Raw genomic sequence first — 20,829 nt, forward strand, 5'->3', positions numbered from 1 at the left:
CGTCACTCGTTTCCCCTCGCTCGCTGTGCCGCCTCCGTGAGCGTCTCCAGCATCGCTTCGTCGATCCGCTCCACGTCGTCGACTTCTTTCAGGAGACAGCCGATCGTGTGTTCGATCTCCGCCGGTGAGAGCGGCCCCGTTCCGTCGTCAGCTCGGAGCTGTGCGATCGCTCGCGCCCAATCCAGCGTCTCCGCGACGCCCGGTTGCTTCCGAAGCGGCTCCTGCCGGAGCCGCTGGGTGACGGCACACAGTTCTGTCGCGATCGCCCCGTCCAACTCCGGGACCTTGCGCTCAACGATCGATTTCTCCTTCTCGAAGCTCGGCGGTTCGACGTGGAGGAAGAGACATCGTCGCTTGAGCGCGTCGCTGAGTGCACGCGTCCGGTTCGAGGTGATGATAACGACCGGCTGAGTCTCCGCCTCTACCGTCCCGAATTCCGGAATCGAGACCTGGAAGTCCGACAGCACTTCGAGTAGGAGCGCCTCGAACTCCTCATCGGCGCGATCCACCTCGTCGATGAGCAGAACTGGCGGGCGGTCGCCGCCGGCCGAGAGGACCTGTAGGAGCGGTCGTTCGAGCAAGTACTCCTCGTCGAACACCGACGCATCGGGGTCGTCGACGCCGCGTTCGTCGGCCTGAACGGCGAGCAGCTGTTTCGTGTAGTTCCACTCGTACAGCGCGTTTTCGGCCGCCAGCCCCTCGTAACACTGGAGTCTGATGAGTTCCGTGTCGAAACCCGTAGCGAGCACCTTCGCGAGTTCCGTTTTGCCCGCTCCGGGCTCGCCTTCGACCAGCAGCGGGCGACCGAGGCGGAGTGCCAACAACACCGTCGTCACGATGTCGTCGTCGGCCACGTAGTCGGTCGCCTCGAACGCCGCCCGCAGCTCGTCTTCGCTCACGTCGTCGAATCCGGTCGACTCTGTCGTATCTCGGCCCGCCGTCGCGCTCGGTTCGTCCGTCATGGCGGACCTCTCGCGGGAGGGGCGGTTACTACTGGCGGCCGGGGGCGCGGCTCGCGACAGGGTGGCCCGGTCGCGCTCGGATACCCGTGGTCCGGGGGACCCTCCGTCCGTGGCTCGGCGCGAGCCGTGGCGCGCGGGTCCGTCGTCCGAGTCACGCTGGGACGGTCGCGCCGGCGCGCTCGGCGGCCCGTGCGAGCGCTCGTTCGGTGTAAGCTTCAAGCAGGTGCGAGCGGTACTCCGAGGACGCTTGGAGGTCATCCATCATCATCGAGATGTCTAGGTTATCGGTCGCCTGCTCGGCCGCGGCCGCGATGGTGTCCTCGGTCAGAGACTCGCCCTCAATGGCGTCCTCGACGGGACCGAGCCTGACGCCGTGGTCCATCGCACCGTTGGCCCCGACGCGGGCGCCCGTGACCGCTCCGTCGTCGATCTGAAGCCGGGCGGCGACGCCGATCAGCGCGTACCCCGACGAGGGGCTCGGCTTCTTCACGTACGCGCCACCTGCCGATCCGTTCAGACGCGGGACCTCGATCCGTGTGAGGAGTTCGTCTTCCCTGAGGTCGGTCATGTACATCGCGATGAAGAAGTCATCGGCGTCGATCCGTCGTTCTCCGTCTCGCCCTTCGGCGACGAGCGTCAGATCGCTCGCGATGGCCGCACCGGGAAGGTCAGAGGCCGGGTCAGCGTGCGCCAGGTTGCCGCCGATCGTGCCGCGGTTACGGACCTGCGTGTCGCCGATTTCGCTTGCGGCCTCGGCCAACGCCGTCGCGCCCTCCCACAGCTCGTCCGTGTCGTCGATCGCCGCGTAAGTCGTCAGCGCGCCGAGGCTGGTGGTGTCGCCGTCGTGCTCGATGCCCTGCATCGACTCGATGTGACCGATGTCGACGACGACATCCGGGTCCGCCAGCCCGCTCTTCATCGTCGGGAGCAGGCTGTGGCCGCCGGCCAGCACCTCTGCGTCCGGGTGATCGTCCAGCAGGTCGAGCGCGTGTTCGACGCTGTCGGCGCGGAGATAGTCGAACTCTCCCGGGTACATCAGTTCTCACCTCCGTTCTCGTGGATGGCACGCCACACCTTCTCGTCTTTCAGCGGCATGTCGATGTGGTCGACACCGAACGGTTCCAACGCATCGACGACCGCATTGACGACGGCCTGCGGCGCGGCGATCGTACCGGCCTCGCCGACGCCCTTGACGCCTAAGGGGTTGTGCGGCGATGGCGTTACTGTCGAGTCGGTCTCCATCTCCGGAATGTGTTCCGCTTTCGGCACCGCGTAATCCTGCATCGATCCCGTCAAGAGTTGGCCGTTCTCGTCATACTCGGCAGCCTCGTACAGCGCCTGGCCGATCCCCTGTGCGACCCCACCGTGGATCTGCCCCTCGACGATCTTCGGATTTATTTGATTGCCGACGTCGTCGACGGCGACGTACCGTTCGAACTCGATCTCGCCGGTGTCCGGGTCGATCTCGACGATCGCGGCGTGCATCCCGAACGGGAATACGAAGTTGTCCGGGTCGTAGAAGCTCGTCGCCTCCAGCCCCGGTTCGGTCTCGTCGGGCATATTGTGCGCTAGGTACGCTTGTTCGGCCACTTCGGTGATGTGCATCGAGCGGTCCGGCGCTCCCGTGACGTGGAACTCGCCGTTCTCGAAGTCAATGTCCGCCTCACTGGCCTCGAGTTGGTGTGCCGCGATCGACCTTGCCTTCTCGACGACTTTCTGTGAGCTCTTGACGAGGGCGCTCCCGCCGACGGCCGCCGACCGGGAGCCGTACGTCCCCATTCCCTGTGGGATCTCGTCGGTGTCGCCCTCGACGACGTCGACGTCCTCGTAGTCGATCCCGAGCTCGTTGGCCACGATCTGCGCGTACGTCGTGTCGTGACCCTGGCCGTGGCCGGAGGTGCCACAGTAGGCCGTGACGGTTCCGGACGGCTGGAAGCGCACCAGCGACGACTCCCACAGTCCCGCCTGTGCGCCGAGTTGCCCCGCGAGTTCCGAGGGGGCGAGCCCGCAAGCCTCGATGTACGCCGAGAAGCCCACACCGAGGTATCTGCCCTCCTCTCGGGCCTCCCGTTGCCGCTCACGGAAGTCCTCGTAGTCGAGCATCTCTAGCGCACGATCGAGCGTCTTCTCGTACTCTCCGCTGTCGTAAGCGACCGCGACTTGGGTCTCATATGGGAACGCGTCGTCCGGGACGAAGTTCTGCCGCCGGAACTCGGCCGGATCCATCTCCATCTTCTTCGCGGCGAGGTGGATCAACCGTTCGACGACGTATGATGCTTCCGGGCGGCCGGCGCCGCGGTAGGCGTCGACCGGGGGCACGTTCGTGAAGGCGCCGGTGACCTCGCAGTGGATGGCCGGAATGTCGTACTGGCCCGACAGCAGGGTGCCGTAGAGGTAGGTCGGGACCGCGGGCGCGAACGTCGAGAGATAGGCCCCGAGGTTCGCCTCGGTCTCGACTTTCAGACCGACGATGGTGCCGTCGTCGTCCATTGCGATCTCGCCGTGGGTCTCGTGCCCGCGTCCCTGCGCGTCGGTTAGGTACGTCTCCGTGCGCGTGGCGACCCACTTGACCGGGCGCTCGACCTGCTTCGCGGTCCACGCGGCCAGCGCCTCGTCGGCGTAGTGGTGAATCTTGCTCCCGAACCCGCCCCCCACGTCCGGCGCCCGGATCTGGAGCTTGTGTTCCGGGTGGTCGATGACTCCCGACATGAGCAGGCGATGGAGGTGCGGGTTTTGCGTGGTCATCGCGACCTCCAGTTCCTCAGTCGAGGGATTGTAGTCGGCGACGGCGGCGCGGGGTTCCATCGCGTTCGGGATGATCAGCTGGTTCTCTAAGTCAATACTCGCCGTGTGACTGGCGCTCTCAAACGCGGCGCTGGTCTTCTCGGCGTCGCCAATCTCCCACTCGAAGGCGGTGTTCCCGGGGGCGTCATCGTGGAGGTCGGGAGCGGTATCCAGCGCCTCTCGCGGGCTCGTGACCGCTTCTAGTCGCTCGCAGTCGACGTCGATGGCATCGACGGCATCGTGAGCCGCGTACCGCTCCTCGGCGATCACGACGGCGATCGCGTCGCCCTGGTAGCGAACGCGGTCGTCGGCGAGGATCGGGTGATCGACTTGGTTTAGCGTGTCGAGGAGCCAGCCGGTCGGTAGGTTCCCCGGCACGTCGATGTCCTCGGCGGTGTAAACCGCGACCACGTCGTCCATCGCCTCCGCGGCGCTCGTGTCGATGCCCTCGATCGTCGCGTGGGCGTGTTGGCTCCGCTTGACCGCCATGTGGGTCATCTGCGGGAGCTGGATATCGTCGGTGTACTCGGCGTCCCCGGTCAACAGAGCGGGGTCCTCCCGGCGTTCGATGGCCGACCCGAGGATGTCAGCGGCGTCGACGTCGTCCGGATCGACGGATTCGACGCTCATCTCAGTCATCCCCCTGGGTGCTAGCACCCATCTTTTCAGCGGCGTTCTCGACCGCATTAACGATGTTCTGATAGCCTGTACACCGACAGAGGTTTCCCTCGAGTGCATCGCGGATCTCCTCATCGTTCGGGTCCGGATTCTCCTCGAGAAGTTGCGTCGCCGTCATCATCATGCCGGGCGTACAGTAGCCGCACTGGAGGCCGTGTTCCTCCTGGAACCCCTCCTGAATCGGGTGGAACTCGCCGCCCTCGGCGAGCCCCTCGACGGTGGTGACCTCTTGACCGTCGGCCTGTGCGGCCAGAACGGTGCAGGACTTGACGGCGTCACCGTCGAGGTGGACCGTACAGGCCCCGCACATCGTGCTTTCACACCCGACGTTGAGCCCCGTGTATCCCAGCTCCTCTCGCAGGGCGTGTACCAGCAACTCCCGTGATTCGACTGTCAGTTCGTGGTCGGTCCCGTTTACCGTGAGCGTGATCTCGTGTTCTGCCATGTTGTCTGCGGTCCGTGGGCCCGTGATCGTCGTCGATCAGGGCGAGTTCTGATTCGGCCGCCGCGGCCGGACTGTCCGACTGACCGGCACCTCGGGTCACAGCAGGTTCCGGACCCGATCGCGAAGCCCCTCCGAGTCGTCCTCCTTGGCAACCTCGGTCAGGCGGTCCTCGACGCTGCCAAAGAACCGACTGACGACTCGGTTGGCCACTGGACTGATAACTCGCTGTCCCATCTGGGCGATCTTGCCGAACACGTCCGCCTCGGCCTCCCACTCGATGTCGACGCCCCCGTCGGTCTCTACGAGGGTCATTCCCGACGACATCTCGAACGAGGAGTCGGTCGCGCTCCCCTCACCGGAGGCGTTCATCGCCGGGAACTCCCGTTCATCGATCGTGACGACCGTCCGGAAGGTCGGCTTGACGCTGCCGACGCCGATCTGCATGAGCGCCGCGTAGTGGCCGCCCTCCTCGAAGGCTCGATCCGAGATGTCTTCCGGTGCAGCTTCGGGCAGCGTCGGCGGATCCTCGTCCGGCTCCTGCTCCCCGAGCGCCTCGAAGTCCACGTCGTCTGGGTCTTCGACCCGCGTCAGGAACTGACATCCCGGCAAGCACTGTTTGATGAGGAACGGGTCGGACAGCGCCAGCCACACCTCTTCTGTCGACACCTCTTCGATTGTAAACGTCCCTTCGAACTCCACAATTCAGTCGACCTCGGTTCGTCCCGTAGTTCTTATCAACATGGTGAGTGTTACCATTTTACTGTGATGGGGATCAAGAACGCTTACATAATAAAATATAGTGATGGTTATGTAGCCGTTGTTAGTTACGCCACCGCGGAATGTGTAACTTATTTTGATCAATCGCCGGGTCGGTGGACGCGCTGGCGGTCAACGGGCGGGCCTCCCAAGACCACAGAGGTAACTACATGACCGACCGCGAACTCTCGAGCCGGACTGAAGCGACACGCCGACTGCTCGCCGAACGAACGCGGCTGCTCAACGACGCTCCATCGGAGGGGGTCCCGCTGACGAAGGTCGACGGGCGGTCGCTCGCCAAACCAATCGTCGCCGGAGCCGATGTTCCGGCTCACGACGTGGCGACGATGGACGGGTTCGCGTTCGCGGCCGACGACGCGTACCCGTTACAGATCGTCGACGACGCCGTCGCACCGGAGGATGACCCGCCGTCGCTCGATCCCGGGAAAACCGTTCCGGTCGCGACCGGGGCACCGCTCCCGCCGAGCGCGACGGCGGTACTGAAACGCGAGGAGGCCGACTGCGACGGGACCGCCCTCCGCGGGCCGCCGATCGAGGCCGGAGCGAACGTCTACCGGCAGGGGAGCAGCGTCACCGCCGGCGAGATCCTCGCTGAGCGCGGCGAAGTGCTCACTCCGAAGGACGCGGCGCTGCTCCGAGATATCGGTCGGGAGACAGTTCCCGTCGCCGAGCGGTTCGCGGTCGCCGTACTGGCGACCGGGACGGAGATCCACGAGGGCGTTCAGCCCGATCGGGACTCCGAGATGCTCGCCGGACTCGTCGACGAGTGGGGGCACGAGCCGACGCTCGTCGGGAGCGTCCCGGACGAATCGGAGCGCGTCCGCGACCGGATAGACGACCTCGCGGGCAGCTATGACGTGGTGGTGACGACGGGCGGGACGAGCGTCGGTCGCGGAGACCACGCGGTTGACGCCCTCGGCGGGCTCGGCGAGCTCCTGTTCCGCGGCGTCGCGCTCCGTCCCGGACGCCCGGTGACGGCCGCCCGCCTCGACGACGGCACGGTCGTCGCCGCGCTGCCCGGCAAACCCGTCGCCGCCCTCTTCGCCGCCACGCTCGTCTGCCGCCCGCTCTTCGAGGGGGCGGACGCGACGGAACCGCTCCCCACGCTGACGGCGACGCTCCGGCGCGACCTCGGCGTCCCCGACGACGCCATGAAGTACGCCGTCCCCGTCTCGCTGACCGGCGAGGGAGCGATGCCGCTTGGTCACGTCGACTCGGGGATCCGTATCTTTCGGCGGCGGTACCGGCCGGGACGGCTCGCCGCGAGCACCCGAGCCACCCGTGCCGACGCCGTTTGGATCACGGATCAGGGCGGTGAGAAGGGCGATTCGATCGCCGTCGTCCCGACGGAGGTCGTCCAGTGACCGGGGATCCCGACGGTGATCCTCCAGCTTCCGGGGATCTCCCGGTCGTCGAGCCTCCCTTCGACGGCCATGCCTGGGATGGCTCGGGGGGCTCGGCTACGCCCGCGTCGCAGGTCGAGGAGTCGCCAATTGTTGGGGTCGTCCTCGCGGCCGGGACGAGTTCTCGCTTCGGCGACCAGAACAAGCTCCTCGCGACGTGGCGAGGCGAGCCGCTCGTCCGTCACGCGGCTCGCACCCTCCGTGAGTCCGCCGTCGACGGCGTCGTCGTCGTGACCGGTCACGACCGCGAGCGCGTCGGAGCCGCCGTCGCGGACCTCGACGTGACCGTCGTTCACAATGACGCGTACAAGACGGGACAGGCGACGACCGTCCGGCGAGGCGTGGCGGCTGTCCGCGACCGGAACGGCGCGGCCGCCCTCATCGCGCTCGGCGACATGCCGTTCGTCGCCGTCGAGAGCGTCGATCGCCTCGTAGCGGCCTATCGAGCGAGCGTCGGAGACGCGCTCGCCGCCTGTTGTGAGGGTGTTCGGGGAAATCCGGTGTTGTTCGGCGATCGACACTTTGACGCCCTCTCCGACGTCGCCGGCGACACCGGGGGTCGCGAGATACTGCTGACCGACAACCGGTCCGTGCTCGTCGAGACGGGTGACGATGGCGTTCTTGCTGACGTCGATCGGCAGGAGGAGCTGGAGAGACTGCGAGAGCGGCGGTGAGCTTCGCACCGATATGAGAGGAGCGATACCGCACGCGGTCGGTCTGCGGCGACGTCACTCCTCGGAGTGTGTCACCATGACGGGCCGATTCGCGTTCCTCACGACCGTCTCGGCGACGCTTCCGAGTAGGATTCGATCCATCCCGGAGTGTCCTCTCGTACCCATTATTATCAAATCAATTGAATTTTCGTCGGCGTAGTCGAGGATCTGCTGCGCCGGGGAGCCCCGCCGTATCGCCGTCCGAACGTCTACTCCCCGTTCGGAGGCTCGATCCGCGACCCGATTGACCGCCTCGCTGCCGGCGCCCTCCAACCCCTGTTCGATCTCCGCGAGCTCCACGTCGTGAGCAACCGATATCTCCGCCGTATCGACGACGTTAATAGCGTGAACGGTGGCATCACAGAGATCAGCGACGCCGATGGCTTCACTGATCGCCTCCGCTACCGATTCGCTCCCGTCTGTCGGAACGAGTATGCTTTCGTACATCGCCGTGTGTCGTTTGTCTGCCAATGTAATTATTTGTAATGCTATTCGATCGCCTCGAAACGGACCTGACGTTCACTTTCCGCAACGCTCGGCCCCGGCTGATTCGTCCCCGTTTCGCCTCTCTGGGCGGTCCCTCTCCGCTGATGGTAACGCGACCGACACGGTCGTGGCCCCGTGTCGGAGAAGCGGATCAGCCACGTTCGCCGGGAGGTAGACGGCCCCACAGCGAATGCCGTCGTCGAGCTGTACCCTCGTTCGAACGGCGGTGCCGTCGCTCGAAACGTCGACAGTTGCGCCGGGATCGACGCCGAGCTCCCTCGCGTCGGTGGGATTGATACGAAGCGTCGGATCGCCCGAAGACGCGTCGTCGTGAAATTCGCTCATGCGTCCCCCCGTCACTAACCAGAAGCCGTCGTCGGATCCGGGAGAGATGAGCGGCTGTGCCGAGCCGAACCGAGCGCGACTGTCGGCGGTCTCGAACTCGTCCCGGTACAACACGTCTCCGCAATCCACGGGCCACTGACTGCCCTCGCGTCCGATCTCGTCGTACGACATTCCCACGTGAGTCGGCGCCACGCGGCTCAGCTCGTCGAACACGTCCGCGACGCTCGCGTAGTCGAATTCGTCTGGACGGTCAGTTACTCTGGCTCCGATATCGCTCAGTATTTCGAAGTCCGAGCGTGCCCGTTCCGGCGGTGTCTGCACCTGCTGCAGCCTCTGAACGCGGCGCTCAAGGTTGGTAACGGTGCCCTCCTTCTCCGCACCAGTCATAGCCGGGAGGACGACATCGGCGTGCTGCGTCGTCTCGTTCGACATGACGTCGACGACGACCAGCGTGTCGAGCGCATCCAGCTGCTGTCGAACCCAGTCCGGATCGCGCTTGGAGATCGCGGGGTTTTCGCCGACCGCGAGCGCGCCGCGAATTCCGTCCCCGAACGACGTGAGCATGTCCTTCGCGTGTGTTCCGGGATCCGAGGGCGGGGTAGTCCCCCATTCGGCAGCGACTCGCGCTCGGGCCGCCGAGTCGGTCACCGGCTGATGTCCGGGAAGTTTATCGGGGACGCAACCGGCGTCCGTCGCCCCCTGTTCGTTGGCGAGCCCGCGAAGGATGTAGAGGCCGGTTCCCGAACGGCCGACGTTTCCGGTCAACAGCAGGAGATTGAGGAGCGCCGCCGAGGCGTTCGCGTCGCCCGGCGAGCCCTCGATTCCCGTTCCGACGAGTCCCGCGACGCGGTTGGCGTCCGCGATCAGATCCGCCACTCGCTCTACGGACGTCTCCTCGACCCCCGCGGCAAGGAGCGTTTCGTCGGACGCGATGTCGCCGAGAGACGCCGCGAACCCCTCGTACCCGCTGGTTCGTTCGTCGACGAACGTCCGATCGACGCCGCGCTCGTCTGCGTGTATTCGGGCGCTCAGGAGGTCGAACAGGAGCGCGTCCGTCCCCGGACGCGGCTTCACGTGGATATCGGCGAGGCGCGTCGTCCGGTTCCCCGCCGGGTCGACGTGGACGAGCGTGGTGCCGTCGTTGACGGCGGGGCGAATGAAGCTATTGAACGCGATCGGCTGGCGTTCCGCGGGGTTGGCACCCGCGACGACGATCACGTCCGCGTCCGGCAGGCTCGAAAGGCTGTTCGTCGTCGCCGGCCACCCGACCCGCTCGGAGAGCGCACGAGCGGTCGATACGTGACAGAGTCGGGATCGGTTGTCAACGTTGTTCGTCCCGAGGATTCGGGCAAGTTTCTGGAGGAGGTAGTTCTCCTCGTTCGTCGAGTGGGGGGCGCCGAGAAACGCCAGCGCGTCGGGGCCGCCGCTCGCCAGTATCTCCCGAAACGACTCGACGACGCGATCGTACGCGGTCGCCCACGACACCGGCGTCAGCTCTCCGCCGCGGCGGACGAGCGGGCGTTCGAGGCGATTTTCCGGTGACTCGAACGCCCGTACTCCCTTCTGGCAGAGCCGGCCGTTCGGGTTCGCGGGACCGGCGACGCCGCGCGCTCGCGGCGGATCGCCCGGCTCCAGCCGGCAGCCGACCCCACAGAGAGAACACACCGTTTCCGACCCCGTCGGCGACCGATCTCTCGCGTCGTCGCCCGTCACCGCTCTCTGATCCGGCGGCCCTGCGCTTTGAGCAGAGCGAGGAGGTAGCCGAGGCCGGCGCGGGCGTCACGGCTCCTGAGCCCGCCGAGCATGCCGAGAATGCCGACCGGCTTCGACTCGCGCTGCGCCTCGCCGACGCTCGCGAGGAATGCGTTCATCCCCCGAGCGGCGTCATCGTCCACCTCGAGGTCGGAGAACGTCTGCGCGAGGCCGACGAGGTTCTCGAGCTGTCCCTCCCGCTGGAGGTCCAAGACGAGGTCGAGCGCCTCGACGAGTTCGGTGCCGCTCTCTTCAAGCATCGTTGACAGCTCTTCAAGCTCTTCGGCGGACAGCGACTCGGTGAACGCCGTCGTGAGCTCCACCAGATCGTCAAGGTGTCCCTCCCGTTCGAGTTCGAGAACGGTGTCGAGCGACGCCGACAGGTCGTCGGCGTTCTCGCCGAGGTCGGTCGCCAGATCCGCCGCCCCGTCGGTCGAGAGCCCGTCCGCCGCCTGTACGAGGTTCGCGGCCGAGCCGGTGAGATGTTCGAGCTCTTCCTCGTCGGCGCTGGCGGCGACGATGATCGCCGTCGTGAGCGCGTCCTCCAGCTCGTCGCTCCTCTCGACCGCCTCCGCGAGCGCCGCTCCGTGGTCGTCGAGCGCCGCTCGGAGCGCCGCCTCCCCGTCGCCGTTCGTGCGCCGCTTGCTCGCGGCGTTCGTCGCCGTCTCCGGGTAGGAATCCTGTGGCTGCGCCATCTCAGTCGTCCCCCGTTGCTTCCGCGTCCGTCACCTGAACCGATTCCGCCTCACCCTCGTAGGGACCGATGCGAACGGCGGACACCTTGAACTCGGGCGTCGCCGCGGCCGGGTCGAGGTGTTCCTCGTCGGTGAGTCGGTTAACCGCGCTCTCGGCGAAGTGGATCGGGACGAAGACGTTGTCGGGGCCGACGCGGTCCGTCACCTGCGCCGGCACGACGATCTCCCCGCGGCGCGACTCCACCTTGACCATGTCTCCGCTTTCGATCCCGTGATTCGCAGCCGTCTGCGGGTGGATCTCGATGAAGTCGCTCGGCGTGTACTGCATGATCCCCTCCTCACGGTGGGTCATCGTCCCGGTGTGGTACTGGTAGAGCACCCGCCCGGTCGTGAGGGTGAACGGGTACTGGTCGTCGGGCGTCTCCGCGGGTTCGCTGTACCCGACCCCCTGGAGGTTCGCTTTCCCGTTCTCCGTGTTGAACTCCTCGGCGTATAACCGCTCGGTGCCGGGATGGTCCTCGTCCCAGCACGGCCACTGGAGCCCGCCTTCTTCTTCGACGCGCTCGTGGCTGACACCGCCGTACAGCGGCGTCAACGAGTTCACCTCCTCCATGATCTCCGCCGTGTCGTCGTAGTCCCAGTCGCGGCCCATCCGGTTGGCGAGATCCTGGAGGATCTTCCAGTCTGGACGGGAGTCTCCCTTCGGCTCCATCACCTCGTTGACCATCTGGACGGTCCGGTCGGTGTTGGTGAACGTGCCGGTCTTCTCGACGAACGAGCACGCGGGGAGCACGACGTCCGCGTACTGGGCGGTCTCGTTGACGAAGAGATCCTGTACGACGAGGAACTCCAGGTCCTCGAGGACCGCCTCGGCGTGGTTGACGCCGGGCTCCGAGAGCGCGGCGTTCTCGCCGATGATGTACATCCCGCGGATGTCGTCGTCGTCGGCCGCGAGGAACATCTGCGTCGTGTAGTAGCCGTACTCCGGCGAGATATCGCAGTCCCAGGCGTCCTCGAACTTCGCGCGGATCTCGTCGTCGGCGATGTCCTGATAGCCGGGGAAGTTGTCTGGCAGCGGGCCCATGTCGCCACCGCCGCCCTGGACGTTGTTCTGTCCGCGGAACGGCGACACGCCCGTCCCCGGCTTGCCGAGGTTTCCGGTGATCGCCGCGAGGTTGGCCATCGCCAACACGTTCTCGGTCCCGTGGGAGTGTTCCGTAAGTCCGAGCGTCCAGCCGAAGACGCACCGGTCGGCGTCGGCGATGGTCTCGGCCGCCGAGACGATCTCGTCGTGGGGAATCCCCGTCACCTCCTCGACGCGCTCGGGCGTGAACTCTTGGACCGACTCTTTCACGTCCTCGAACCCGGTCGTCCGCTCCTCGACGAACGCCTCGTCGTAGAGGTCGTTATTGATGATGTGTCGCGTGATCGCGTTGATCCAGACCGCGTCGTATCCCGGGTTGACCTGACTGTACTGGGTCGCGTACTCGGCGATCTGGATCTCTCGCGGGTCGAAGACGAGGAGGTCGGCGCCGTCCCGAACGTTCTGTTTGATCCGCGTCGCGAGCACCGGATGTGCCTCGGTGGTGTTCGATCCCGTGAGCAGGATACAGTCGGCGATCTCGAGGTCGTCGGTGCTGATCGAGGCCGCGCCGTAGCCGTACGTCTTGGCGAGGCCGGCGACAGTCGAAGAGTGACAGAGTCGATTGCAGTTGTCGACGCTGTTAGTGCCGAGCACCTGCCGGGCGAACTTCCCCATCAGGTAGTTCTCCTCGTTCGTCGCCTTCGACGAGGCGATCACCGACAGCGCTTCACCGCCGTGCTCCTCTTTGATCGAACCGAGGCCCTCCGCGACGCGTGTGAGCGCCTCGTCCCACGTCGCCTCGCGGAACTCCCCGTTTTCGTCTCGGACGAGCGGCGCCGTCAGCCGGTCGTCGGAGTTGATGAAGTCGTAGCCGAACTTCCCCTTCACACAGGTCGAAATGCCGTTGACCGGCGCGTCCTCTTCGGCGGTCGGTCGTGCGGCGAGGATCTCCTCGCCGTCCGAGTAGAGGTCGAACCGACACCCGACCGCGCAGTAGCCGCAGGTGGTGTCGGCGACGTTGAGCTCTTCCAGCCGCTTGTCGCCGATCGACTGGGCGATCTCGAACAGTTTCCCCTCCGACAGCGTCTCCGCGGCCACCCCCTCGGCGACGTGTTCGACGTTCTGTAACGCCTCCCGTTTCGCTTCCTGCATGTAGCCCGCGACGCCGTCGAGCTCGTCGTCGCTCACGGCCATTCACCCCCGCGCTCGGAGGCGTCTCCCCAGTCGTCGCCGTCCGCATGGCTCGTTTCGGTCTCGGTCTTCGTACCGGCCGATCTGTCGCCGCCGTCCGTCAGCGAGCGCTCGTCGGAAGAGTCCTCCGTCCGCTTTTTGGGTGTCATCGGTCCTTTCGTCTTCCCCGTGTTCTCGTGTGTCTTTCCGACGCTGTTCGTCTGTGTGAATCCCGGAAGCGGGATCGTCGTCGCGTCCTCGATCCCCTTTTCCACGAGCGACCCCGTGGGGCAGACGGTCGCACAGTGCCCGCAGGAGACGCACGTCGAGTCTTCCATCGTCTCCGCGTCGCTCTGGAAACCGATACGCGTGTCTTGACCGGAGCCCTCCATCCGGAGCACGCCCTCAACCTGGACGTCGTTACAGGCCTCGACACACCTGTTACAGAGGATACACTTGTTGCGGTCGATTTGGATGAACGACGAGGAGTCGTCGATCGGTTCGTACTCGTCGCGGTCGTCGAGCACGCCGTACCGCGGCTCCTCGACCTCCGCGTCGATGGCGGCGTCTTGGAGCTCACACCGACCGTTCTTCCCGCAGGTCGTACACCGGAGGTTGTGGTCCGATAAGACCAGATCGAGGTTCACGTCTCGCGCCTGCGCGGCGTCGGTCGCGTCGGTTCGGACCGTCATCCCGTCCTCGGCCGGGAAGCTACAGGCCGGGACGACGCCGTGCTCGTCGGTCTCGACCATACAGGTCCGGCACTCGCTCCGAGGGCCGATCTCCTCCCGGCCGTAGTGACAGAGGGCGGGGACGGACTCGGCGGGCTCGATCGCCTCGACGGCGTCGATCAGCGTCGCGCCGGCCTCGACCGACACCTCGATCCCGTCGACTGTCACCGTCGCCGGCGCGTCACCCCCTACCGGCGGATCCGACGCCGTTCCCGGCGCGATTTCCTCTGTCAGTGGCGGTGCGTCGACTGCCTGCTGCTGTTCTGAACTCATTCTGTTAGGCCTCCAGTGGCTCAAGGCAGCTGCCGGCCGGACACCGGCCGTCGGCGTGCGCCTCGAATTCGGATTCGAACGCCGAAAGCGCGGTTCGGGTCGGCCGCCCGGCCTGGACCCCGAACGCGCAGATGCTCGACGTGGTCATCACGTCGATCAGTTCCTCGATCGCCTCCGGGTCGTATCCACCGTCGTACACGTCACGGAGCAGCCCGGCGAGCTGTGTCGTTCCCTCGCGACAAGGCACACAGCGGCCGCAGTTCTCGTCGGCGGCGAACTGCGCCCGCTGGCCGACGAACTCGACCAGACACCGATCGTCGGCCAACACGCGGACGACGCCCTCCGATCCTAGGTCGTTGGCCGCCAGCGCGTCCGGCTTCACGCCGACGGTCAGGTCGTCCGTCACGCCGCCGAACCGTCCGCCGACCGACGCCGCCTTGAACGCTCCCGTCATCTCGGCCGCGTCGACGACCGTCTCCAGCGTCTCGGAGGCCGGTACTTCGACCGTTACGGGGTCCGCGACGTCTCCCGTAACGGTCATCACTCGCGTTCCCGCGGGCTCCCCCTCCCGAAGCGCCACGGAGAGATGCGCGAGCGTTCGGGGGGTGTGAACGAGGGTCGGCCGGCCGTGGAGGCCGACCGCGTCGAGGTCTGGCGGGCGGATCCGGGCCTCCAGCCGGTGGTTCCCTTCGAGGGATTCGATCGCCATCGACGGCTCGGCCGCCCGATACTCAGCGGGACCGGTCTCGACGTCGACGGTGATCGGCGAGTCCGGGTAGTTCGCCGCCGCGTCCCGCACCGTCTGAACGGCGCGCTCGTCGTCGGCGGACGCGTACACGATGACCCGTTCGGCGCCCACGGCGTCGGCGAGAGCCACGGCCCCGTCCAACGCCTCGAACGGCGCGCTCTCGAGTAAAAGCGTATCCGCGGCGTTCCCATGCGCGTTCACCACGACGACCGGGTCGCCCGCGGCGCTCCGGACGGACTCCCACGTGTCGGCGAGCGGCGCGTCGTGACAGAGGTCTCTCCATCCCCGCCCGTCGAGCGTCCCTCCAAGATCGATCACGGCGTCCGGGTCCGGATCGACGAACCCGCCCACCGCCTCGTGGTCTGCCGGGTCCGTCGGCCGACGCCATCCACAGCCATCGAGGATCTCGCGTACACCGGTTCGTAACCCGGATAACTCCGGAGTCGGAAACGTCGTCTGGCCCGGCCCGTGATCGACGACAGCGTCAGGATCGGCTGCCGTCACGTCACCCGTCTCCTCGAACGCCCGTACGATCGCTTCGATCCGCTCGAGTGAACACCCCGTATGGAACCCCGTCTGACCGTCGAGCGTGACCATGACGAGCGGCTCCGCCGATACCACTCCAGTGGATCCGACCGCTACAACCGGTGTCTCGCCACCTGAAACCGATTCAGGGACTCGTTGTCGTCCGGAAATCCGGATCACTGGGCCATCATCAGGTGAGTGTATTGTCATTTGGTACCGTCTCTTAGGAGGATCAGACTACAATATCATAAATGATCGGGGCGTTTGAGTGTTAGTTAATTGAATCCGGTTAACAAAACCGTCAAAGAATATAAAACCTATGGAATAAGCAATTGGATACTCTATACATATCATTAAATCATTATAATCTTCCTTGGTTGATGATGTCTACCGCAAACGCTGACAAGAACCGCTGGTTGATCGCAGTTTCGGCCGTTGCGATCCACCTGTCCATCGGAAGCATCTACGCGTACAGCATCTATCAAATACCGCTGAACGAAACGCTCGGCTGGGAGACCGGCAGCGTCACGCTGGCGTTCTCCATCGCGATTCTCGTTCTCGGTTTCACCGCCGCCTTCCTCGGAAAGTACGTCGAGAAGTACGGTCCGCGGGCGGCAGCCCTCTCTGCGGCCGTCTTGTACGGGATCGGTATGGTAGGGTCGGGGCTCAGCGTCCAGCTCGGAATCCTCCCTCTGTTTCTCGCCACATTCGGCGTCATCGGCGGCATGGGGCTCGGTATCGGCTACATTTCACCTATCGGAACTCTCGTCGAGTGGTTCCCCGATCGGCGGGGTATGGCGACGGGCCTCGCCGTGATGGGGTTCGGCGCCGGCGCCCTTCTGACGGGGCCGCTGGGTAACTATCTGATCCAGAACTTCAGCGTCGCGATGGCATTTTACGCCCTCGGCGCCCTCTACTTCGTCCTGATGTCGCTCGGGGCGAGCTACCTCGAGAAACCGCCGGACGGGTGGCTTCCCGAGGGGATGCAAGACGAGGAGGATGCCCAAGAAAAGGCCGAAAGCGCGCTTCCGGGGCTCGATAATCTCACCGCCGTGGAGGCGCGCACGACGGCGCGGTTCTGGATGGTCTGGCTCATCATCTTCATCAACGTCTCCGCGGGTATCATGCTGCTCGCGTTCGCGTCGCCGATGCTCCAACAGATCGCCGGCGCGACCGCCTCGACGGCCGCGTTCATAACGGGCTACATCGGCATCTTCAACGGCGGCGGCCGGATCTTCTGGGCGTCCCTGTCGGACTATATCGGTCGGACGACCACGTACGGGGCGTTCTTCGGCATCCAGATCGTCGCCTTCCTCGCGATGCCGCAGCTCGCGGGCGTCTGGATCCTAGCGGCCACGATGTTCCTCGTTATTACTTGTTACGGCGGCGGGTTCGCCTGTCTCCCCGCGTACCTCAGTGACCTGTTCGGAACCAAAGAAGTGAGCGCGATCCACGGGTACTCCCTCACGGCGTGGGGGATCGCCGGCGTCGCCGGCCCGCAGCTCGCGTCGTTCATCCTCGAGTCGACAGGGAACTACACGAACGCGCTGTACGTGATGAACGGCGCGCTCGTCGTGGGGCTGATCACGGTGCTCGTGCTTCGGTGGCGGATTGGCAAGCTCCAAGATACCAGCAGCCTCGACACGGGCGCCGCGGCAACAACCGACTGATCGGTCGCACGGCGGATTTCGATCGACCGCGAAGCGATTCTCCGTCTCGGGTAGACCCGCGAACTACTGCACCCAGACCGTCTTCCGGTTCACGAACTCCTTGATGCCCGCCTCCGAAAGTTCGCGGCCGAACCCGGAGATCCCGACGCCGCCGAAGGGGACCCGCGGATCGGACGCGACGACGCGGTTTACGTACACACAGCCCGCCTCGATGTCGTGGGCGAGCCGCTCGCCACGCTCCCGATCGGTCGTCCAGACGCTCCCGCCAAGTCCGAACCAGGTGTCGTTGGCTCGCGTGATGGCCTCCTCCTCGTCGTCGACGCGGAAGACGGCCGCGACGGGTCCGAACAGCTCGTCCTGGGCCGCCGGGGCGTCGTCCGGAACGTCCGTCAACACCGTGGGCGGGTAGAAGGCGCCGTCCCGATCGAGGGGCTCCCCGCCAGTCTCGAGGGTCGCGCCGGCCTCGATGCTCCGTCCGACCTGACTGTGGAGATTCTCCATCAGGTCGGGGCTCGCCTGCGGGCCCACGTCCGTGTCCGGGTCCATCGGGTCACCGACCGTCAGCGACTCGGCCCCCTCCACGAGCCCCGAGACGAACTCGTCGTACACCTCGTCGTGGACGACGAACCGCTTCGCGGCGATACACGACTGCCCGGAGTTCTGGTTGCGCGCCCAGACACCCTCCTCGATTGTCGTCTCCAAGTCGGCGTCGTCGAGGACGACGAACGGGTCGCTGCCGCCGAGCTCAAGGACGGACTTCTTAATGCGCTCGCCGGACGCGGCCGCGACCGCGCTCCCCGCGGGGCCGCTGCCCGTCAGCGTCGTCGCTTTTACTCGCTCGTCGTCGATGACATCCTCGACGAGATCCGAGGAGACGAGGAGCGTCTGGAAGGCGTTCTCGGGGAAGCCGGCGTCGCGGAACACCTCCTCGATGGCCAGCGCACAGCCCGGGACGTTCGAGGCGTGTTTGAGGAGGCCGACGTTGCCGGCGACGAGGTTCGGCGCCGCGAACCGGAATACCTGCCAAAACGGAAAGTTCCACGGCATCACTGCGAGGACAGGACCGAGCGGTTCGTAGGAGGTCTTGACCTCTGTACCGGCAGGACTGGGGTGATACTCGTCCTCGAGGTAGTCGCTCGCGTACTCGGCGTAGTGTTCACAGACCCATGCGCACTTCTCGATCTCGCTTTCTGCCTGAGCGAGTGGTTTCCCCATCTCTCGGGTCATCAACTCGGCGTACTCCGACTGCCGCTCACGAAGGAGCTCTGCCGCCGAGGCGAGCAGCTCTTCGCGCTCACGGCGGGGCCGATCCTGCCATGTCTCGAACGCGGTCTCCGCGTAATCTAGCGCGTCTGCGACATCTGATGGGTCGTCTTCCTCGTACGTCTCAACTATCTCACCGGTCGCAGGATTGACCGCGTTCATGTGAGGTGACTCTGATCGAACCACGTATGTTTTTCCATAATCGATTAACGTGATAATCTCTCGTGTATAAGTTGTAGGTGGTATAGTAATGGAAATTAGGCTAGATAAGTAATCCAATCTAGCGGTTTACGGAACTAATTGTGGAATAAACAGTGAATTTTCTACGAGGGCAAGTCGTACTGATGGACTGGACGATCTCCGAGTGGCAAAAACGGATAGTCCCTACAGTATTATTTGTCTCCTAAACGGTAGGAAATGAAGGCACGCATCAGATCTATCCTCCGAGGTTGTGGGAAGTTGAGACTACGGCGGGTTTAGAGGGGCTGTAATGCGTGGTTTCGACCAAATTCTCGAGGCGAAGCTACTTCGAATCTTCTCTCGTTGGTCTTCTCGTGTAGTACTACCAACTAGAACGGTGAATTTCCAAGATTCACGACAGCGTTGCCACTCAGGAATCCGCTTTGCCCCGGACAGAGTACCTCCCTATCCAATTCCGGTCTCCTTCTTCAGCAGCGTAAGCGTATTGTCGGCCGTCACAATGGGTGAGTGTTCGTACTCACCCGTCAGCTCGACCTGCACGAGCAGATCAACCGCTCGCCAGATCGAGTAGAGCAGACACGCGAACGCGAAATAGAAGAATCGCAGCCCGAAATTCTTCGATGTAGTGGCGGCCATGAACCGCTTTATCGACCTATAGCCGCTCTCGATCTCCCAGCGATAGCCGTACTCCGCGAGATGACCACTCCCCCGATTCGTCATGAACACCGAATACTGCCGATGATCGTGGTGCTCGGAGTCCTCTTTCCGTCGGTAGATCAGCGTCGTCTCGTGCCACTCGTTCTTGCCGAGATGGAGCTTCCGGTCGGTCTCGTACCGGTCCTGGCTCTGTTGGAGTAACCGCTTCGCCTGAGCTTTCTCGCTGGTCTGCATCCGTTTCGGAACGACGTAGGACAGTCCACGCTGGCTGATCATCTCCAGAACGTGCTGGCTGTCGAACTCCCGGTCCATCAGGACGTTATCGACGTGGACGAGCCCTTCAGCCGAATCCAGCAAGTCCTCAACGATTTCCTTGCGTGACTTACCTCGTCGAACTGGCCGCGCATCGAGCACAAGTGGGACAGCATTACCGACCAGCTGGACTGTCGCCCACTGGTAGGCGTACTCGTCGGTGTTCTCTTTCGTTCCGAGAATCTCGTCCTTGTGCCCACTTCGGTCACCCGTGAACGGGTCAGCTTCCGTGATATCGATCGCGATGATTCCCGCTCGAAAGAACTGCTCTGTCTCCGCGACTTCATCCAGTAGACGTTTCACTGCTTGGCGGTACATCTCGCGAATCTCCGCGATCGAGAGGTCACGAATATGCTCGCGATGGGCGTGCCCGAGTGGTGTCCGATCACGCGTTGACTCGCAAATGAAGCTCCGAGCCCCCTCGTTGGCAGCCAAGTTCTCGCGGAGACCGAGATAGGTCTGTAAGTCCCAGTAGGCGTTCTCATGGATCTCACAACCCTCACCACGGTCCAATGAGAACGCCGGGAAAACGACGCGGCTGATGTGATCTGTGATCGCTTCCGCCTGTTCCAGTACAGTCTGACCGTCTAGGTCGGACTCATCGGTGTCGTTACCTCGTTGGGGGAGCGTCCGTTTTGGGTCACGCGGAACGCTTACACCCGCGTTCTGGGCATTGATCAGGATTGTCCGGGCGGCTGTCTCAACCGTCTCACGCAACTCACCCGTGAAGCGCTCGTGCCAGCTGCGCCACAGCGTCGACTGATTCGGAATTCTATCGAGCTCGAGTTGCTCGCGAAGTTCAGGGTGGCACTCGAGGAATTCGACGAGTGCCGTCTCGTGGTCCCATCCATGGAGTTCTTTCAGCACGAACACTCGAAAGAGGGTGTTCATCTCGTAGCGCGTCGACTCCGTGTAGCGGTCGTGGGCCTCGAATCTGAAGTAGGCTATTGGGAGTGTGCAGATGAACTGCTCCAGTGAGTCGTGTTCGTGGTGAGTAAACCAGACTTCCGAGACGATTTGAATATCCGATTCTAATCCGGCGAGTGAGGTTTGATCGTACAACGGCGTCGAATCATAGACTGGCCACTGGACGTACGGCTGTTGAGCGATTCGTCGAAAGACCGTGCGCTGTGACTCCCAGGTCGCAACCACTAC

General features: G+C 64.6%; 16 protein-coding genes. 3 read left to right on the top strand and 13 right to left on the bottom strand.

Annotated elements, in window-relative coordinates; all coding sequences use genetic code 11:
- Nucleotides 1-2: 2 nt before the first annotated feature.
- The 5 genes from ACP96_RS02920 to ACP96_RS02940 form a co-directional block, all read right to left on the bottom strand.
- Entirely contained in the window at nucleotides 3-962 is a 960-nt protein-coding gene (locus tag ACP96_RS02920) for an AAA family ATPase (RefSeq protein ID WP_050032099.1), read from the bottom strand.
- A 151-nt stretch (nucleotides 963-1,113) separates the two neighbouring features.
- On the bottom strand, nucleotides 1,114-1,998 hold the full coding sequence (locus tag ACP96_RS02925; RefSeq protein ID WP_050032101.1) for an FAD binding domain-containing protein: 885 nt from the start codon (nucleotides 1,996-1,998) through the stop codon (nucleotides 1,114-1,116).
- Nucleotides 1,998-4,376 carry a xanthine dehydrogenase family protein molybdopterin-binding subunit gene (locus ACP96_RS02930; protein WP_050032133.1) on the bottom strand — a complete coding sequence of 793 codons (2,379 nt, stop codon included), beginning with the start codon at nucleotides 4,374-4,376 and terminating at the stop codon, nucleotides 1,998-2,000. Before ACP96_RS02930 ends, ACP96_RS02925 begins: the two co-directional genes overlap by 1 nt.
- Nucleotide 4,377: 1 nt before the next feature.
- On the bottom strand, nucleotides 4,378-4,869 hold the full coding sequence (locus ACP96_RS02935; RefSeq protein ID WP_050032102.1) for a (2Fe-2S)-binding protein: 492 nt from the start codon (nucleotides 4,867-4,869) through the stop codon (nucleotides 4,378-4,380).
- A gap of 96 nt (nucleotides 4,870-4,965) precedes the next feature.
- Nucleotides 4,966-5,568, bottom strand: a complete 603-nt coding sequence (locus tag ACP96_RS02940; RefSeq protein ID WP_050032103.1) for a CoxG family protein — start codon at nucleotides 5,566-5,568, stop codon at nucleotides 4,966-4,968.
- 173 nt (nucleotides 5,569-5,741) lie between these two features.
- Between ACP96_RS02940 and ACP96_RS02945 the strand changes: the two genes are divergently transcribed.
- Together ACP96_RS02945 and ACP96_RS02950 are read left to right on the top strand one after the other, a co-directional pair.
- Nucleotides 5,742-7,010: a molybdopterin molybdotransferase MoeA gene (locus ACP96_RS02945; protein ID WP_237561595.1), complete on the top strand. Its 1,269-nt coding sequence runs from the start codon at nucleotides 5,742-5,744 to the stop codon at nucleotides 7,008-7,010.
- The gene (locus ACP96_RS02950; RefSeq protein WP_082222444.1) at nucleotides 7,007-7,723 is read left to right on the top strand and encodes a nucleotidyltransferase family protein; all 717 of its coding nucleotides are present in this window, start codon (nucleotides 7,007-7,009) and stop codon (nucleotides 7,721-7,723) included. The genes ACP96_RS02945 and ACP96_RS02950 overlap by 4 nt, the downstream gene beginning before the upstream one ends.
- A gap of 54 nt (nucleotides 7,724-7,777) precedes the next feature.
- On the opposite strand, the gene ACP96_RS02955 is transcribed toward ACP96_RS02950, so the two are convergent.
- The 6 genes from ACP96_RS02955 to ACP96_RS02980 form a co-directional block, all read right to left on the bottom strand.
- Nucleotides 7,778-8,209, bottom strand: a complete 432-nt coding sequence (locus ACP96_RS02955) for a universal stress protein (RefSeq protein WP_050032105.1) — start codon at nucleotides 8,207-8,209, stop codon at nucleotides 7,778-7,780.
- 72 nt (nucleotides 8,210-8,281) lie between these two features.
- A complete protein-coding gene (locus tag ACP96_RS02960) occupies nucleotides 8,282-10,258 on the bottom strand; it encodes a molybdopterin oxidoreductase family protein (protein ID WP_237561596.1) in 1,977 nt (658 codons plus the stop codon).
- A 44-nt stretch (nucleotides 10,259-10,302) separates the two neighbouring features.
- The gene (locus tag ACP96_RS02965; RefSeq protein ID WP_050032106.1) at nucleotides 10,303-11,040 is read right to left on the bottom strand and encodes a DUF1641 domain-containing protein; all 738 of its coding nucleotides are present in this window, start codon (nucleotides 11,038-11,040) and stop codon (nucleotides 10,303-10,305) included.
- A gap of 1 nt (nucleotide 11,041) precedes the next feature.
- A complete protein-coding gene (fdhF, locus tag ACP96_RS02970; protein ID WP_394296538.1) occupies nucleotides 11,042-13,276 on the bottom strand; it encodes a formate dehydrogenase subunit alpha in 2,235 nt (744 codons plus the stop codon).
- A 32-nt stretch (nucleotides 13,277-13,308) separates the two neighbouring features.
- On the bottom strand, nucleotides 13,309-14,298 hold the full coding sequence (locus ACP96_RS19855; protein ID WP_050032109.1) for a 2Fe-2S iron-sulfur cluster-binding protein: 990 nt from the start codon (nucleotides 14,296-14,298) through the stop codon (nucleotides 13,309-13,311).
- Between the two features lie 4 nt (nucleotides 14,299-14,302).
- Complete coding sequence (locus ACP96_RS02980) at nucleotides 14,303-15,643, bottom strand: NADH-ubiquinone oxidoreductase-F iron-sulfur binding region domain-containing protein (RefSeq protein ID WP_237561598.1); 1,341 nt, start codon at nucleotides 15,641-15,643, stop codon at nucleotides 14,303-14,305.
- A gap of 311 nt (nucleotides 15,644-15,954) precedes the next feature.
- Between ACP96_RS02980 and ACP96_RS02985 the strand changes: the two genes are divergently transcribed.
- A complete protein-coding gene (locus ACP96_RS02985; protein WP_050032111.1) occupies nucleotides 15,955-17,241 on the top strand; it encodes an L-lactate MFS transporter in 1,287 nt (428 codons plus the stop codon).
- Nucleotides 17,242-17,304: 63 nt separating this feature from the next.
- Here ACP96_RS02985 and ACP96_RS02990 read toward each other — a convergent pair whose 3' ends face one another.
- Both ACP96_RS02990 and ACP96_RS02995 read right to left on the bottom strand, forming a co-directional pair.
- Nucleotides 17,305-18,690 (bottom strand): NAD-dependent succinate-semialdehyde dehydrogenase, encoded by a 1,386-nt coding sequence (locus ACP96_RS02990; RefSeq protein ID WP_272913214.1) that lies wholly within the window; start codon nucleotides 18,688-18,690, stop codon nucleotides 17,305-17,307.
- 459 nt (nucleotides 18,691-19,149) lie between these two features.
- A complete protein-coding gene (locus tag ACP96_RS02995; RefSeq protein WP_050032113.1) occupies nucleotides 19,150-20,826 on the bottom strand; it encodes a transposase in 1,677 nt (558 codons plus the stop codon).
- Nucleotides 20,827-20,829: the final 3 nt, after the last annotated feature.

It is taken from the genome of Halorubrum halophilum, from assembly GCF_000739595.1.
Taxonomy (GTDB): Archaea; Halobacteriota; Halobacteria; order Halobacteriales; family Haloferacaceae; genus Halorubrum; species Halorubrum halophilum.